Source organism: Novosphingobium acidiphilum DSM 19966 (assembly GCF_000429005.1).
In the GTDB taxonomy this organism is placed as follows: Bacteria; Pseudomonadota; Alphaproteobacteria; order Sphingomonadales; family Sphingomonadaceae; genus Novosphingobium; species Novosphingobium acidiphilum.
Genome location: NZ_AUBA01000008.1, coordinates 112,213 through 128,525, shown reverse-complemented (window position 1 = coordinate 128,525; position 16,313 = coordinate 112,213). Strand labels below are relative to the sequence as shown.

The window sequence follows — 16,313 nt, the reverse complement described above, 5'->3', positions numbered from 1 at the left end:
CACGCAGACCTATTCACAGCAGCGGCGCAACCAGATTGCGCAGATCGGCCTCGGGCCGCGCGCCATAATGCGAAATCACTTCGGCCGCGCAAGCCGCGCCAAGCGCCAGGCAGGTATGCAGGGACAGCCCGCGCACATGGCCAAACAGGAACCCGGCGGCAAACAGATCACCCGCCCCCGTCGTATCAACCACGCGCGCCACGGGTGCCGCAGCCACATGCGCATGTTCGCCCCCGCTGACCGCATGCGCACCCTGTTCGCTGCGCGTGACGACAAGCGTCGGCACGTGCGGTGCAAGCGCGGCCAGGCCATCGTGGAAATCGGCCTGCCCGGTCAGGGCGGCGAGTTCGTGTTCGTTGGCAAACAGGATGTCGATGTCGCCGGCGGCGATCAGCGCGCGGAAATCATCGCCATGGCGCGCAATGACAAAGGCATCGGACAGGGTGAAGGCCACTTTGCGGCCCGCGGCCCGCGCCGCGCCGATCGCGCGGCGCATCGCGCGGCGCGGCTCTTCGGGATCCCACAGATAGCCTTCGAGATAGAGCACCGCGGCATCGGCGATCACCTTTTCGTCCAGCGCCTCGGCCGGCAGGAACTGCGACGCGCCCAGAAATGTGTTCATCGTACGCTGGCCGTCGGGGGTGACAAAGATCAGGCAGCGCGCGGTCGATGGCTGCCCGGCGCGTGCAGGGGTATCAAAGGCAATGCCGCCTGCGCGGATATCGTGGGCAAACACATCGCCCAGCTGGTCCTGGCTGACCTGGCCGATAAACCCGCAGGCTGAACCCAGCGCGGCAAGCCCGGCCAGCGTGTTGGCCGCAGACCCGCCCGAAATTTCGCGCGCGGGGCCCATCGCGGCATACAAGTCGTGCGCGCGCGCTTCGTCAACCAGCGTCATCCCGCCCTTGGCCAGCCCCAACGCGACGATCAGGTCATCATGCGCAGGCGCCATGACATCGACAATGGCGTTGCCGATGGCGACGACGTCAAAACGGGGTGCAGTCGTCGAAGGCTGGGTCACGAGCGTGGGGTTCCTTGGGCAAAGCGCTATGCCTTGGCGACTAATCGCAAGCGGGGCTTGCGGCAAGCCGCCGCAGGCCCGGGACAGACACCGGATGGCTTGATTGACACGATCGGATGCGCGCGCGATGGCTGGGCGTGTCATGCGGACGCTGTTGCCCCTTGCCCTGATCCCCTTGCTGGCCGCGTGTGGCGGGGGCGAAATCGCGCCGCCGGCCGTCGCTGTGCGCCAGCCTGCGCCGCATGCAGTGCATCATGCCCAGCCACACGATGCCGCCACAGCAGGCGTGATCGGCGCCGATGCCGAAGCGCTGATCCGCCAGTTCGGGGCGCCGCGGCTCGACATTCACGACGGCGATGCGCGCAAATTGCAGTGGTCGGGTACCGCCTGTATTCTGGATGCCTATCTCTACCCCGCAGCACAGGGCGGCCAGGCGACGACCACATTCGTCGATGCCCGGCGCGGCGATGGCCGCGATGTCGACCGCGCGGCCTGCATCACGGCCTTGCGCAAGAACTGACCGGCATGCAGCCAACACGTGAAGGCGTTTGACGATGGTTGGGTTGCTCGTTGCAACGATTGCGATACTGACCTCGGTGCTGCTGGTCGAATCGTCGCGCCGCGCCAATCAACGCTTTTACGATGCCAAGCAGTTGCCGATGCAATGGTCTTTCGATGGCACGGTCAACGCGCTTGCGCCGCGCCGCTTCGTCCTTGGCTTCATGCCTGCACTGGCCACCAGCGTGCTGGTGGCCATGGTTGTGCTGGCCTGGGTCGTCCCACCCCGGTCCGGGCAGGAGGGCGATGTGATTCCGGCGGTGTTTTTCATGGCCGCGATCTTCGTCGGCATCCACACATGGCATCTGCGGATGATCGACCGATGGTTCAACGCTTTGAAAAAATGATCCGCCTGCCGTCAATCTTCGACCGCAAAGCGGATCTCCGCATGATCGCGTAACCGCTTGACCAGTGCGGCACCCAGAATGGCGCCAGGCGTGCCGATGCCGCCGGCGGCATCGCTGTGGCGCAAGCCGATCCCGGTTTCGGCGATCATCCGGCTGGTCGAGCCATAGCCCGGATCGTAACGGCCCTTGACGCCATAGTGCAGCGTACGCCCATCGGGCCATTCGCCGATGAACAGCACGTCATAATGCCCGCTGGCGCGGTCTTCGGGGCTGGGGCCTTCGCCCGGCTTGGGATCGTTGGGCGTGCCGATCATCGGCGTTTTGGCCAGATATTCGGCCACGCCCTTGCCCTGATCGCCTGGCCCGGTCAGCAGCATTTCGTCATAGACGAAATCGGTGCCCCACGGCTGGCCCAGCAGCAGATTGGTGCGATGCACATTCTTGGTGTTGATGACCGCCATCACGAACGGCGCGGCCCAACTGCCGGTGGCCTCGTCAAATTCGGGCTGGTTGGCGGGTGGCTGGTCGGGGCCGGTGAAACCGGGGGTAAGGCCGAACGGGCTGGCCATGATCCGCGCCAGCGCGGGTTCCTTGGCGATCGCGGCCAGCGTTGCCTTCAGGCTGTAGGCGGTGCCGCCCGAAAACCCGCCCTGCATCGCGCGCACGCGGCATTTGACGCGTGGCGCCGGGCTGCCAAAGCGGGCCATGGCTTCGGCCTGCAACGACAGCACACCCAGATCGAACGGGATCGAATCAAACCCCGACGAGAACGCGATGCGCGCCCCGGTTTGCTTTGCCCGCGCATCGAACCGGTCGATCATCTGGCGCATCCACACCGGTTCGCCACACAGGTCGGCGTAATGCGTGCCCGCCTCGACACACGCGGCCAGCACGTCGGTGCCATACAGCTGATAAGGTCCGACGGTCGTGATCACCACATGCGCCGACTGCGCCATCGCCGCCAGCGATGCCGGATCGTCGCTGTCGGCAATCACCAGCGGCGTATCGGCAGGCGCGCCGATCATATCGCGCACGTGCGCCAGTTTCGCTTCGCTGCGCCCGGCCATCGCCCATGTCAGGCCCGATGCGCCATGCGTGTGTGCCAGATATTCCGCCACCAGCCGTCCGGTATACCCGGTCGCGCCATAGACGATCAGATCATAGATGCGTGCCATATCCTCACCCCGTACGTGTCGTTTAAACGTACGGTTAAGGCAGCGCGCGGGGTTGGGCAATCAAATCCTTGGCAGCGTGACCCCGCGCTGGCCCATGTATTTGCCCGCACGGTCGGCATAGCTGACTTCGCACGGTTCGTTGCCTTTCAGAAACAGGAACTGGCACGCGCCTTCGTTGGCATAGATCTTGGCAGGCAGTGGCGTGGTGTTGGAAAACTCCAAAGTCACGTGCCCCTCCCAACCGGGTTCGAGCGGGGTGACGTTGACGATGATTCCACAGCGCGCATACGTCGATTTGCCCAGGCAGATCACCAGCACATCGCGCGGCACGCGGAAATATTCAACCGTCCGCGCCAGGGCAAAGCTGTTGGGCGGGATCACGCACACATCGGTCTTGCGATCCACAAACGAATTGGCGTCGAAATTCTTGGGGTCCACCACCGCCGAATCGACATTGGTGAAAATCTTGAAATCATCCGCCACACGCGCGTCATAGCCATAGGACGACAGGCCATAGCTGATACAGCCATCGCGCCGCTGGCTTTCGACAAAGGGTTCGATCATGCCATGGGACAGCGCGTTTTCGCGGATCCAGCGGTCGGACAGGATGGACAAAGTGTGACTTTCTGTTGTGTCGGTGCCAATCAGGGCGCGGCGTCATTCACCCCAGACTGGCCGGGCCGAACGCCAGTGGCAAGAGCGTGCTGAGCCGCATTTCCACGGTTTCGTGCGCGCCGGTCGCGATTATCAACGGATCGGTGCCGCCCAGTGCCGCCAGTTCGTGCAGGATCTGGCGGCAACGCCCGCACGGCGTGACGATCGCATCCACGATGCCCCCCGGCCCGCCGATCACCGCCACTGCGATCAATCCGCCGCGGTGCCCCTGCTGGCTGGCGCTGGCTGCCGCCACGGTTTCGGCGCAAAGCGACAGGCCATAGCTGGCGTTTTCAAAATTGCTGCCGGTAATCAGCGTGCCATCGGCAAACGCCAGGGCCGCGCCCACCTGAAACTTTGAATAGGGCGCATAGGCTTGCGCCATGGCACCGCGCGCAGCCCCAACCAGCGCGGCCGGATCGATCGATGCGGCGCTCATTGCACCACCACCCAGCGCACCGGCGTGGTCACGCCCGCCACATGCAGGCGATGCGTCGCCGTCCACAGCACCCACGGCCGTTTGACATAGCCGGGCACGCGATAATCACCTGCAACCCAGACATTGCGGTCGATCCGCGCGGCCAGGTGATACCGCGCCTCAATTTCGGCCGAAGGCATCAGCACCACCGGCCGACCCAGATGACGTTCGATTTCGTTCAGAAAGGTGGTCAGTTCGCTGTCGATCGATGCTTCGCCCGGCGGTTCGGGGCAACGCTTGGGATCGAGATCGATCGCAATCGCCGCCGGCAGCATGTGTTTGTCGCGCGGCACGGTGGTGACAAAGTTGCTGGCCTGGCCATCGGCGGGCAGACACACATCATAGACATGCACCGCGCCGACCTGCAGCCCGGCCGCGCGTGCCGCCTCGGCCCCTGCGGCAAAGCCGGGGTCGCGAATGTCCGCACCGCTGCTGGCGGTCAGATAGACAAAATCGGGGCCATGCCCTGCGGGGCCATTGGTTTTCAACGTGGCCCATTCGACCGGACCGTTGCCGGCATCAAGCCACAGGCCCTGCACCGGATAGCGCGCACGATCGGGCACCCAGTGCCCTGCCCAATACCACGCCATCAGTGCCAGCGCCGCCAGCGCAACACCTGCAACCGGGACCAGCAGCCAGCGTTTCAGCCCAGCCTTTACCACATCGACATTCCTTCAACCCTTGATGTGGAGCACGCAGATCAGTGTGAACAGCCGCCGCGCCGTGGCAAAATCGGTTTCGATCTTGCCCTCCAGCCGTTCCAGAAGCATCGTCGCTGCGTCGTTGTGGACCCCGCGCCGGGCCATGTCGATGGTTTCGATTTCCTGCGCGGTCGCACGGCGGATGGCCTGGTAATAGGATTCGCAAATCGCGAAGTAATCGCGAATCGGCCGACGAAACCGCCCAAGGCCAAGAACCAGCGTCTCCAAAGCCTGCTGATCACCGTCGAACACCATCAGCGACAGCCGCCCGTCGTCGACCGCAAGGCGCAGGCGATAGGGGCCGTGGTGCCCCGCGGCATAGGCGCGCAACGGTTTGAAGGTGTTTTCCTCGATCAGATCGAAGATCGCGATTCGCCGTTCCTGCTCGATATCGGCATTGCGCCAGATGATCGTCGCTTCATCGAGTTCGATATGGGCAATGCGCGGGTCGGACATGACAGTCGCGTGATGGCATAGGCGTCAACCATGCTGCAAGTGCGATATGCCATGCCCGCTATCCACAGGGTGATCGCGCGCCGTCGGCTTGTCGGTGCGGGATGAACAGGGCAGTAAGGGCGCATGTCCAACACCGCCCCGATCCTGTTGCGCGAAGCCGATCCCGCGCGCACCCTGCCCGCCAATGTCGAGGCAGAGGCCGCGTTTCTGGGCGCGGTGCTGATCGACAACCGCATCCTTGAGGAAATGACCTGCCCGCTTGCCGCAGAGCATTTCTTTGCCGCGGTGCATGGCCGCGTATTTTCGCGCATTGCCGCGCTGATCGACCGCAAGGCGATTGTAACCCCGGTCACGCTCAAGCCCTATTTCGAAACCGACGATGGGCTGAAGGAACTGGGCGGCACCGCCTATCTGGCGCGCCTGACCGCCGACGGGCAGGGCCTGCTGGCGCCGCGCGAACTGGCGCAACAGATTTACGATCTGGCGCTGCTGCGCGAATTGATCACGGTGGGCCGCACGCTGGTCGAACAGGCAATGGACACCAGCGAAAGTGTTTCGCCACTGGCCCAGATCGAAGCAGCCGAATCCTCGCTCTATGCCGTCGCCGAAGGCGCACAGACCGGCAGCGAAGCGCAAAGTTTTGCCACCGCCACGCGCGCCTCGCTCGAAATGATCGAAAAGGCATTGCTGTCGGGCGGGCATATTTCGGGCAAGACCACGGGGCTGACTTCGGTCAACGAAAAGATCGGCGGTCTGCACGAATCCGACCTGATCATCCTGGCCGGCCGGCCGGGCATGGGCAAGACCAGCCTTGTCACCAATATCGCGTTCAACGCTGCCGATCGCCTGCGCCGCGATCTGGCCGACGGCATTACGGTCAAGGATTCGGTGGGCGCGGCGGTCGCGTTCTTCAGCCTGGAAATGAGCGCGGACCAGCTCGCCACGCGTATTCTGGCCGAACAGTCGGGGATCAGTTCCGAAGCGTTGCGCATGGGGCGGATCAGCCGCGAGGATTTCCAGCAGCTGTCTTTCGCCAGCCAGCGGTTGGCCGAACTGCCGCTGTTTATCGATGACACCCCGGCGCTGACGATCGGCGCGCTGCGCGCCCGCGCGCGGCGGCTGAAACGGCGGCACGATATCGGCCTGATCGTGGTCGATTACCTGCAGCTGTTGCAGGGCACGGGCCGCACCGACAACCGCGTCAACGAAATTTCGGAAATCAGCCGTGGCCTGAAAACGCTCGCCAAGGAACTGTCGGTGCCGGTCATCGCGCTGTCGCAGCTGTCGCGCGCGGTCGAACAGCGCGAAGACAAGCGCCCGATGCTGTCGGACTTGCGCGAATCCGGATCGATCGAGCAGGACGCCGATATGGTGTGGTTCGTGTTTCGCGAAGATTACTATGTGCAGTCGCGCGAGCCCAAGCGACCGGTCGATGGCGACGAATCCAAAATTCACGAAGAACACGCCGCCTGGGCCGCGGCAATGGAACGTGTCTATGGCCTGGCCGAACTGATTGTGGCCAAACAACGCCACGGTTCCACCGGCAAAGTGCGCCTGCGCTTTGAAGCGCGCATCACCCGCTTTTCCGACCTGGCGCCCGAGGAACTGGGCAACAGCGCCTATGGCGATGACTGACCAGGCCAGCGACGCGTGTTGCGTTTAAGCTGAAACCCGACACGCTTTAGAATTCATTGTTTTCGCAACGTTTATTGCAAAAAGCCGGCGCCCGCTTTTTTGCACGGTGCTCTAGGCGAGCGGCGCCAGCCCGGTCAGCACGATCCGCACCAGGTCGGCCTGCCCGCGCGCGCCGGTCTTGGCATAGATCCGCTTGGAATAATTGCGCGTGGTCTCGATCGTCAGATTCAGCCGCGCACCCGCCTCGGCCAGTCCTTCGCCCAGCGACAGCGAATGGGCCAGCGCCGCCTCGTTGGGCGAAAGACCGTGCCGCGCAGCCAGGGCATGGATCGCCGCGCGCGCCGTTTCGCGAACGCCGTTGCGCACCACTCCGATCACCGCCGGGCGCGCGCCGGGTTCGGCCAGCACCAGATCGGACCGGCGCAGCAAAAGGTCGATCGCGCGCGCCTCATCGATCCGGATCACCTGACCCGGTGCCGTGGGATCGGCCGCCAGGCTTTGGCAGGCGGCATCCACCCGCCGCGCAACATCGGGGCGCAGTTGCAGGCGCCGACCCGATCGTCCGCCCGGCTCGGGCATCAGGGTCACCATTGCTTCGGCCAACGGATCGGCCGCCATCACCCGGGCTTCGGCATCAAAGGCCAGTTGCCCAACCCCCATCCGGTTCAAAGCGGCCGTGGCCAGCGCGGTCTGAAGGCGTTGCTCGGTCAGCGCCGCCAACGTGCGCAAGCCGGCCGCGAGGTGGATTGCCACCGCGTCGAGCACGGCCACCGCCGAGCCGCTGAAATCTTCGCGCGCGCGCACCAGGACCAGCCAGGCTTCGGCAGCGCCACCGGCCGACACGCGCAAAAACCGGGCATAGCGGATGTCCATCGCGGCCAGCGCCGCGCGCTGCACCGCCAGTTGCGCGCGGTCGTCGTAATCGAGCATTTCGTCGAGCGCATAGATCCGGCCTGGCCGCAGCGGGCCATGCGGGTGAAGCCGCAACGCCTGGAGCGCGCGAAAATCGATCGGGTCTTCGTGCGCGGCGCGCGGGCTGGACACCGGGATTACCGACGGGGGCTGATCGGGCGCGGCGTTGGCCAGCGTTATGACCATGAACCCGCGGCGCGCCTGCATCCGCGCCACCAGATTGCGCAGAAACACGCCCCACGGCGGGCTTTCGTGGATGCCTTCGATCAGCGGCAGAAACAGTTCGCGATGATCGGCGGGCAGGACGGCCATGATTCTGGCTGTCACACACCCCGCCGGGGGTCAAGCCACGCTTGTGCCCGCGCCGTGTGCGAATGTCAGGCGGTGTTATTGATCGTGGTGGTCATGATCGCGGTCATGATCGTGATCGTGCATATCGCCATGCCGGTCGCCACGATCGGGGTGATCGTCCATGCAGGACGACAGGCCCAGGCTGGCAGTCAACAAAGCCACAGCCAGCGCAGAGGTCATGGTTGCGCGTTTCATGGTGAAATCCTTGTGCGGGTTGCCGGTGATCATGACCCGCAGGCTAGGACTTTGACGTCGGGTGCAAAGGGTCGGATTCTACGCCCGGGTCCGCCGCGCTGATCATTTTGCTCCCATATGGGAGGTTTGCGCGGTATTGCGACAGCCGATCTGGCACAGACCGCTTTGCGCAAGGCCCCCTACCGCCCATGTCCGACCCGCTGACCCTGACCCATCTCGCCCGGCTTGAGGCCGAGGCCATCCACATCATGCGTGAAGTCGTGGCCGAGGCGCAAAACCCGGTGATGCTCTATTCGGTGGGCAAGGACAGCGCGGTGATGCTGCATCTGGCGTGCAAGGCATTTTATCCATCGCCGCCGCCGTTTCCGCTGCTGCATGTCGATACCACGTGGAAATTCCGCGCGATGTACGATCTGCGCGACACGATGGCGCGCGACAGCGGCATGGACCTGCTGGTGTATCAGAATCCCGAGGCCAGGGCGCGCGGGATCAACCCGTTCGACCACGGCGCGCTGCACACCGACATGTGGAAAACCGAAGGGCTGAAACAGGCGCTCGACACCTGGGGGTTTGACGCGGCCTTTGGCGGCGCACGGCGCGACGAGGAAAAAAGCCGCGCCAAGGAACGGATCTTTTCGTTCCGCACCGCCAGCCACGGCTGGGACCCGAAGAACCAGCGGCCCGAGCTGTGGAACCTTTACAACGCGCGCAAAAACAAGGGCGAATCGATCCGGGTGTTCCCGATCTCGAACTGGACCGAGCTCGACATCTGGCAATATATCCACCTTAATCAGGTGCCGATCGTGCCGCTGTATTTTGCCGACATGCGCCCCACGGTTGAACGCGACGGGATGCTGCTGATGGTCGATGACGACCGGTTTCCGCTGCGCCCGGGCGAAACGCCGGTGATGCGCTCGATCCGGTTTCGCACCCTGGGCTGCTATCCGCTGACCGGCGCGGTGGAAAGCACCGCGCGCACGCTGCCACAGGTCATTCAGGAAACGCTGCTGACCACCACCAGCGAACGGCAGGGCCGCGCGATCGACAAGGACGCGGGCGGCGCGGGCATGGAAACGAAAAAGCAGCAGGGGTATTTCTGATGTCCGACCAGACGTATGTGGTCGACGACCTGATCGCGCAGGATATCGACGCCTATCTCGATCTGCATCAGCACAAGACGATGCTGCGCTTTATCACCTGCGGCAGCGTCGATGACGGCAAATCGACGCTGATCGGCCGGCTGCTGTACGATTCGAAAATGATCTTCGAAGACCAGCTCGCCGCGCTCGAGGCGGATTCGAAGCGGCAGGGCACGCAGGGCCAGGCGATCGATTTTGCGCTGCTGGTCGACGGGCTGGCGGCAGAGCGCGAACAGGGCATCACCATCGACGTCGCGTATCGCTTCTTCAACACCGAACGGCGCAAATTCATCGTTGCCGACTGCCCCGGCCACGAACAGTATACGCGAAACATGATCACCGGCGCCTCGACCGCCGATCTTGCGGTGATCCTGGTCGATGCGCGCAAGGGCGTGCTCGTGCAGACCCGGCGCCATTCGTACTTGTGCCACCTGATCGGCATCCGCAATGTGGTTCTGGCAGTGAACAAGATGGATCTGGTCGGCTATGATCAGGCGATTTACGATGCCATCGTGCGCGACTATGCGGAATTTGCGCGCTCGATCGGGCTCGATCGGTTTGTCGCGATGCCGATTTCGGGGTTTCAGGGCGACAATATCACCACCCGATCGGCCAACACGCCGTGGTATCGCGGCCCGGCGCTGATCGACCATCTGGACACCGTTGCCGTCAATGCCGCGCTTGATCGCGACACGCCGTTTCGTCTGCCGGTGCAGTGGGTCAACCGGCCCGATCTGGATTTTCGCGGGTTTTCCGGGCTGATCGCCACCGGTTCGGTGCGTCCCGGCGATGCGATCCGCGTGCTGCCGTCGGGCAAGACCAGCACTGTCACGCGGATCGTCACCCGCGATGGTGATCTGGACGAAGCCGTGGCGGGGCAGTCGATCACGCTGTGCCTGGCTGACGCCATCGATTGTTCGCGCGGCGATGTCATCGCCCCGGCCGCCGCGCCGCCGCAAGTGGCCGACCAGTTCGAAGCGACACTGGTCTGGCTGAATGACGAAGCACTGATCCCCGGCCGCGCCTATTGGCTGAAACTGGCCACGCAGACCGTTTCGGCAACGGTGCAGCAGCCCAAATTTGTCGTGAACGTCAACACCATGGAACACATGGCGGCCAAGACGCTCGATCTCAATGCAATCGGGGTGGTCGAACTGACCGCCGACCGGCCCATCGTGTTCGAAGCCTATGCGGACAATCGCACGCTGGGCGGGTTCATCCTGATCGACAAGATCACCAATGCCACGGTCGCCGCCGGAATGCTGCATTTCAGCCTGCGGCGCGCGCAAAATGTGCATTGGCAGGCGCTTGACGTCACGCGCGAGGCGCGCGCCGCGCTCAACAGCCAGACCGCGCATGTGCTGTGGTTTACCGGCCTGTCGGGGTCGGGCAAATCGACCATTGCCAATCTGGTCGAGAAAAAGCTGCACGCCATGGGCAAGCACACCTTCCTGCTCGATGGCGACAATGTCCGCCACGGGTTGAACAAGGATCTGGGCTTTACCGAGGCGGATCGCATCGAAAATATCCGCCGCGTAGGCGAAGTGGCGCGGCTGATGACCGATGCCGGGCTGATCGTGATCACGGCGTTCATCAGCCCGTTCCGCGCCGAACGCGACATGGTGCGCGCGATGATCGCACCCGGTGAATTCGTCGAGGTGTTCATCGACACCCCGCTCGACGAAGCCGAACGGCGCGACGTCAAAGGCCTGTACAAAAAGGCGCGGGCCGGCGCGCTGAAGAATTTCACCGGTATCGACAGCCCTTACGAAGCGCCGGAAAACCCTGAAATCCGGGTCGACACCACGCGCGAAGCGGCCGAAGATGCCGCCGAACGCATCGTCAACCATATCCTCGGCCACTGGATGCCGGTCATTTGATGGAACACCCGACCATGACCGATGCCCAGCTTGCCGCCGACCTGGCCGAAACCGCCGGTCGGCTGCTGCTGTGCGTGCGCGACAGCGGGCTGCTGACCATGAAGGCGCTGGGCAGCGCGGGCGATGCCGCCGCCAACCAGTTCCTGTGCCACGCGTGTCGCGAAAACCGGCCTGAAGACGGCCTGTTGTCCGAAGAGGAAAAGGACAATTTTGACCGGCTGGCCAAACGCCGGGTGTGGATCATCGATCCGGTCGATGGCACGCGCGAATATGGCGAGGCGCGCGCCGACTGGGCGGTCCATGTCGGGCTGACGGTGGACGGCGCAGCCACGCATGGCGCAGTGGCCCTGCCCGATGCGGGACTGGTGCTGCGCAGCGATCAACCCGGGGTCGTGCCCCCCGCACCGGCACGTTTGCGCCTGGTGGTCAGCCGCACCCGCCCCGCGAAAGAGGCGGTGGCCGTGGCGCAGGCGCTGGACGCAGAGCTGATCCCGATGGGCAGCGCCGGGGCCAAGGCGATGGCGATCGTGCTGGGCCAGGCGGACATCTATCTGCACACCGGCGGGCAATTCGAATGGGATTCGTGCGCGCCTGTCGCGGTGGCACTGGCGCACGGGCTGCACGCCAGCCGGGTGGATGGATCGCCGCTGATCTACAACGGACGCGATACTTATATGCCCGATCTGCTGATCTGTCGCAAAGAGCATGCCGCGCTGGTGTTCGAAACGATCGCGCGGGCCTGCGATTAGGTTCATTGCGGATATGGCTGTGCTGTCGACACGCACAGCCCGGCGATAACACCCCGGCGCATTGGCGCAGGCCAATCGGGGAACGCGCGATGATCATCTGGCTGCTGCACATGTTTGACCGGATTGCGCCACAATTGCAGGTGTGGGTGGCGCTGCTCGGCAAAATCCCCTCCGGCACGCTGACCGTGACCGCGCTGGTCGTGCTGTACCTGCTCCGTGGCAAGATCGCGCATGTCATCTTTGTGCTGCCGGGGTTTGCTTGCGGTGTGGCGACCGGCTGGTGGGTCTGGGCCAGGCTTGGCTGGCATCCCTTGATTGCAGCTATCGCCGGCATGCTGGCCAGCGCTGCAATTTTCCGCACGTTGGGACATTTTCTTTATCTACGCATGGCCATCGCGGTGATCGCCTGGCCGATCGCAGTGCTGGCGCTGTGGCATCTGGCCTCGGGTGCGCTCGACGTGGTGTGGGCGCTGGCCATCACGGTGATCGGATCATGGACTGCCGGATCGCTGCTGCGCCGCTTCGTCAACACCGAAAACCAGGAATTGTATATCTGGGCGATGAACCTGTATGACGATGTGCGTGGGAACTAGCCCGCAAAAACTTGACTCCGCGCGGCAGGCGACCTAATGGCGGGCGCTTGTCTCCCCATCCCGAATTAACTTACGGAGTGCCCTGATGGCGCGCGTTACCGTCGAAGATTGCGTCGACAAGGTTCCCAACCGGTTCGATCTGGTGCTGCTGGCCGCAGAACGTGCCCGCTCGATTTCGGGTGGCGCGGAACTGACCATCGATCGCGATCGTGACAAGAACCCGGTCGTCGCGCTGCGCGAAATCGCCGAGGAAACCGTACGCCCGTCGGTTCTGAAGGAAAACGTGATCCAGTCGCTGCAGCGCGTGCTGCCCGACGATGACGACGTCGTCGATGAAATCGGCTCGCTGTCGCAATCGGCCGAAGCGCTGCGCATCACCGCCGCGGCACCGGTGCGCAACACCTCGCTGGGTGCCGACTACGACGGCTGAGCCGTCGCCGTCCCACTTTTGCAACATCGCATCTTTTTAAGCGGCCGCCGGGGATAATGCCCCGGTGGCCGCTTGCACATGTCCACGTGCACCGCCACATCCCGGATCATGACCGGGCAGCTGTTCTTGCAGGGTGACCGATCCGCCGACGGACGCGGCGCGGTGCGTGCGGTGCTGGGGCCAACCAACACCGGTAAGACCCACCTCGCCATCGAACGACTGTGTGCGCATTCGTCCGGGGCAATCGGCTTTCCGCTGCGTCTGCTGGCACGAGAGGTCTATGACCGGGTAGTGGCGATCAAGGGCGCCAGCCAGGTCGCGCTGATCACCGGCGAAGAACGCATCGAACCCAAAGGTGCCCGATGGTTGCTGTGCACGGCCGAGGCGATGCCCCACCGCCCCGATCTGGCATTTGTCGGTATCGATGAAGCGCAACTGTCGGCCGATCCCGAACGCGGACACGTGTTTACCGACCGTCTGCTGCACGCACGCGGACGCGAAGAGACGATGATCCTGGGATCGGCCACGCTGGAACCGATGATCCGCGCGTTGGTGCCCGAGGCCGAAGTCATCAGCCGCCCGCGCTTTTCCACGCTCAGCCATGTCGCGCCCAAAAAGCTGTCGCGCATACCCCCGCGCAGCGCGATCGTCGCGTTCAGCGCCGAGCAGGTCTATGCGATGGCCGAAATGCTGCGCCGGTTTCGCGGCGGCGCGGCGGTGGTGATGGGCGCGCTGTCCCCGCAGACGCGCAATGCCCAGGTGGCAATGTACCAGGCGGGCGAAGTCGATTACCTGGTGGCGACCGACGCGGTGGGGATGGGCCTCAATCTCGATGTTCACCATGTCGCGTTTGCCGGCCTGACCAAATACGACGGGCATCGCCAGCGGCGGCTGACCACTGCGGAAATGGCGCAGATCGCCGGCCGCGCCGGACGCCACCAGCGCGACGGCACCTTCGGCACGTTGGCCGGGCTGGGCGCGCATGGTGCCGAATTCACCGATGATGAAGTCTATGCGATCGAGGAGCACCGCTTTGCCCCGCTGACCAGGCTGTTCTGGCGCGAGGCGGATCTGCGCTTTGCCTCGCTCGACACGCTGATCGCCGATCTGACCTGCCCGCCACCCCGCCCGCAATTGGCGAGCCCGCCCGACGCCGTCGATCTGTCGGTGCTGCGACTGCTGACCGCCGATGCAGACGTGGCGGGATCGGTGCGCGGCATCGGGTCGGTACGGCGGTTCTGGCAGGTGTGCTGCCTGCCCGATTTTCGTCAGCAGGGGGCGGAAACGCATTCGCGCTTTGTCGCCCGGCTGTGGCAGGATCTGCGGCACGGCTATCTCGGCACCGACTACGTGGCACAAGCAATCGCGCAGCTCGACAATCCGTCGGGCGATATCCACACGCTGCAGGGCCGCGTTGCTGCAATTCGCAGCTGGGCCTACATCGCGCAGCGGCCCGATTGGGTGCTGGCGCGCGACGAAATGGCGGCGCGGGCACGCGCAGTGGAAACGCGGCTGTCGGATGCACTGCACGCCCGTCTGACCGAACGGTTCGTCAATCGGCGCACCACGGTGCTGATGCGCAAAGCCGGTGCCGATGCCCAGATCCTGCCGGTGCGCCTGTCGGATGCAGGCGCGGTGATTGTCGATGATGAACCGATCGGCCACCTTGAGGGATTTCGCTTTGTTGTCGATCCGCTGGCGCGCGCCAGCGATCGCAAATTGCTGCTGGCCGCAGCCGACCGCCACCTGCCCGGCCTGTTTGCCCGCCGCGCCGCCACGCTGATTGCCGCCGCAGCCCAGCCCGAAGGCCTGGCCTTGTCCGAACGCGGCGTGGTGTGGGATGATATCGTGGTCGCGCGGCTTGAGCCGGGGCGCAGCCTGCTCGAACCGCGGCTGCGGCTTGATCCGGCGCTTGACGGTTTGCACCAGACGCTGCGCGATACCGTCAACAGCGCGATCGGGGCGTGGTTTGCCGCGCGTGTTGACCGCGTGCTGGCTCCGTTGCGCAGCCTTGCGCGCGCCAGCGAAGCGCACGACAGCGGGCCGGACTTGCGCGCGATGCTGCTGCGGATGATCGACAATGGCGGGGTGCTGATGCGCGCGGGGTCCGGCCTCGATCGGCTCGAGCCGCGCCAGCGCGATGCCCTGCGCCGGCTGGGTGTGCGGATCGGCGGGCTGGACCTGTTTGTCCCGGCTGCGCTGCGTCCCGCTGCGGTGCGGATGTGGCTGCACCTGGCCACCTTGCGCGGGCTGGCGGCAATCGCCCCGCCCGACGGACTGCCCCCGACGCTGACCGGGCGCGATGTGCCGGTCGGCTATCGCAAGCTGGGCCGCGAAGCCTTGCGGGTCGATCTTGCCGACAAGCTGCTGCAGGAGGCGCATCGGCGGCGTCTGGGCACGACGGCGCGCAGGGTGTTTCTGGATCCGTCGCGCGCGCGATCGATGGGGCTGTCAACCGCAGGCTATGCCGCGCTGTTGCGGGTTGGCGGGTTTCGGGTGGCCATGCCGCGCCCCTTGCCCGATGGCGCATCGGGCCCGCTGGCGCCGCCGCTGTGGGACTGGCGTCCGCCGCGCAAGGAGGCAGAACCGCCGCCCGCGCCCAGCCTGCACGAAGCGACCGGGGCCTTTGCCGCATTGGCCGGACTGCTGCGCTGATGGCGGCGGCGCAGCCATCCACGGTGCTGGCAGGTTTGCGGATCGACAAACTGCTGTGGTTCATGCGTCTGGCCGCGACGCGCGATCTTGCACGCGAATGGGCAATGGCGGGGCACATCCGGCTGAACGGTCGGCGTATAGAGCGCGCCAGCGCCGCCGTACGGCCGGGCGATGTTCTGGTCCTGCCGGTTCACGGCGTGGTGCGGGTGATCCAGATCATCACCCTGCCGCACCGCCGCGGGCCTGCACCCGAAGCCCGGGCCTGCTATCGCCATATCGATGGACACAGCACCGACACGCCCGGGCACGACGGGGATGACCGGTCGGGCTTGACGGCAGGGGCCTGACGCCTCTAGCACGGCGATCACACACGCCGTGCAAAGA

Annotated in this window: 18 protein-coding genes; 10 read left to right on the top strand and 8 right to left on the bottom strand. The window is 64.9% G+C overall.

All coding sequences use genetic code 11. The features are described 5' to 3' along the window. Positions 1-13: 13 nt before the first annotated feature. A complete protein-coding gene (locus tag G404_RS0109175) occupies positions 14-952 on the bottom strand; it encodes an adenosine kinase (RefSeq protein ID WP_084601214.1) in 939 nt (312 codons plus the stop codon). Positions 953-1,148: 196 nt separating this feature from the next. On the opposite strand from G404_RS0109175, the gene G404_RS0109170 reads away from it, so the two are divergent. Further along, on the top strand, positions 1,149-1,541 hold the full coding sequence (locus G404_RS0109170; RefSeq protein ID WP_245584467.1) for a hypothetical protein: 393 nt from the start codon (positions 1,149-1,151) through the stop codon (positions 1,539-1,541). Positions 1,542-1,617: 76 nt separating this feature from the next. Further along, positions 1,618-1,926: a hypothetical protein gene (locus tag G404_RS0109165; RefSeq protein ID WP_156906254.1), complete on the top strand. Its 309-nt coding sequence runs from the start codon at positions 1,618-1,620 to the stop codon at positions 1,924-1,926. An 11-nt stretch (positions 1,927-1,937) separates the two neighbouring features. Here G404_RS0109165 and G404_RS0109160 read toward each other — a convergent pair whose 3' ends face one another. From G404_RS0109160 to G404_RS0109140, 5 genes are read right to left on the bottom strand one after another with little or no spacing between them, the layout of a single operon-like run. Then, entirely contained in the window at positions 1,938-3,101 is a 1,164-nt protein-coding gene (locus tag G404_RS0109160; protein WP_028640812.1) for a saccharopine dehydrogenase family protein, read from the bottom strand. Between the two features lie 60 nt (positions 3,102-3,161). Further along, complete coding sequence (gene dcd, locus G404_RS0109155; protein ID WP_028640811.1) at positions 3,162-3,716, bottom strand: dCTP deaminase; 555 nt, start codon at positions 3,714-3,716, stop codon at positions 3,162-3,164. A gap of 46 nt (positions 3,717-3,762) precedes the next feature. Further along, positions 3,763-4,194, bottom strand: a complete 432-nt coding sequence (locus tag G404_RS0109150; protein WP_028640810.1) for a cytidine deaminase — start codon at positions 4,192-4,194, stop codon at positions 3,763-3,765. After that, positions 4,191-4,895, bottom strand: a complete 705-nt coding sequence (locus G404_RS0109145) for a glycoside hydrolase family 25 protein (protein WP_036520886.1) — start codon at positions 4,893-4,895, stop codon at positions 4,191-4,193. Before G404_RS0109145 ends, G404_RS0109150 begins: the two co-directional genes overlap by 4 nt. Positions 4,896-4,907: 12 nt before the next feature. After that, positions 4,908-5,390: a UPF0262 family protein gene (locus tag G404_RS0109140; RefSeq protein WP_028640808.1), complete on the bottom strand. Its 483-nt coding sequence runs from the start codon at positions 5,388-5,390 to the stop codon at positions 4,908-4,910. A gap of 123 nt (positions 5,391-5,513) precedes the next feature. Here G404_RS0109140 and G404_RS0109135 point away from each other — a divergent pair, with 123 nt between their 5' ends. Then, on the top strand, positions 5,514-7,025 hold the full coding sequence (locus tag G404_RS0109135) for a replicative DNA helicase (RefSeq protein WP_028640807.1): 1,512 nt from the start codon (positions 5,514-5,516) through the stop codon (positions 7,023-7,025). 111 nt (positions 7,026-7,136) lie between these two features. Here G404_RS0109135 and G404_RS0109130 read toward each other — a convergent pair whose 3' ends face one another. Beyond that, complete coding sequence (locus G404_RS0109130) at positions 7,137-8,249, bottom strand: helix-turn-helix transcriptional regulator (protein ID WP_028640806.1); 1,113 nt, start codon at positions 8,247-8,249, stop codon at positions 7,137-7,139. A 75-nt stretch (positions 8,250-8,324) separates the two neighbouring features. Continuing rightward, complete coding sequence (locus G404_RS0109125; protein ID WP_156906253.1) at positions 8,325-8,483, bottom strand: hypothetical protein; 159 nt, start codon at positions 8,481-8,483, stop codon at positions 8,325-8,327. Between the two features lie 188 nt (positions 8,484-8,671). On the opposite strand from G404_RS0109125, the gene cysD reads away from it, so the two are divergent. The 7 genes from cysD to G404_RS0109090 all read left to right on the top strand — a co-directional run bounded on the left by cysD (position 8,672) and on the right by G404_RS0109090 (position 16,276). Then, complete coding sequence (cysD, locus tag G404_RS0109120) at positions 8,672-9,583, top strand: sulfate adenylyltransferase subunit CysD (protein ID WP_028640804.1); 912 nt, start codon at positions 8,672-8,674, stop codon at positions 9,581-9,583. Further along, complete coding sequence (gene cysN / locus G404_RS0109115) at positions 9,583-11,502, top strand: sulfate adenylyltransferase subunit CysN (RefSeq protein WP_028640803.1); 1,920 nt, start codon at positions 9,583-9,585, stop codon at positions 11,500-11,502. The genes cysD and cysN overlap by 1 nt, the downstream gene beginning before the upstream one ends. Positions 11,503-11,516: 14 nt before the next feature. After that, positions 11,517-12,251, top strand: a complete 735-nt coding sequence (locus G404_RS0109110) for a 3'(2'),5'-bisphosphate nucleotidase CysQ (protein WP_028640802.1) — start codon at positions 11,517-11,519, stop codon at positions 12,249-12,251. Between the two features lie 89 nt (positions 12,252-12,340). Then, positions 12,341-12,844: a hypothetical protein gene (locus G404_RS0109105; protein WP_028640801.1), complete on the top strand. Its 504-nt coding sequence runs from the start codon at positions 12,341-12,343 to the stop codon at positions 12,842-12,844. 85 nt (positions 12,845-12,929) lie between these two features. Further along, positions 12,930-13,274, top strand: a complete 345-nt coding sequence (gene rpoZ / locus G404_RS0109100; protein ID WP_028640800.1) for a DNA-directed RNA polymerase subunit omega — start codon at positions 12,930-12,932, stop codon at positions 13,272-13,274. A gap of 108 nt (positions 13,275-13,382) precedes the next feature. Continuing rightward, positions 13,383-15,929 (top strand): helicase-related protein, encoded by a 2,547-nt coding sequence (locus G404_RS0109095; RefSeq protein WP_036520881.1) that lies wholly within the window; start codon positions 13,383-13,385, stop codon positions 15,927-15,929. After that, positions 15,929-16,276 carry a S4 domain-containing protein gene (locus G404_RS0109090; RefSeq protein ID WP_051280433.1) on the top strand — a complete coding sequence of 116 codons (348 nt, stop codon included), beginning with the start codon at positions 15,929-15,931 and terminating at the stop codon, positions 16,274-16,276. The genes G404_RS0109095 and G404_RS0109090 overlap by 1 nt, the downstream gene beginning before the upstream one ends. Positions 16,277-16,313 lie beyond the last annotated feature (37 nt).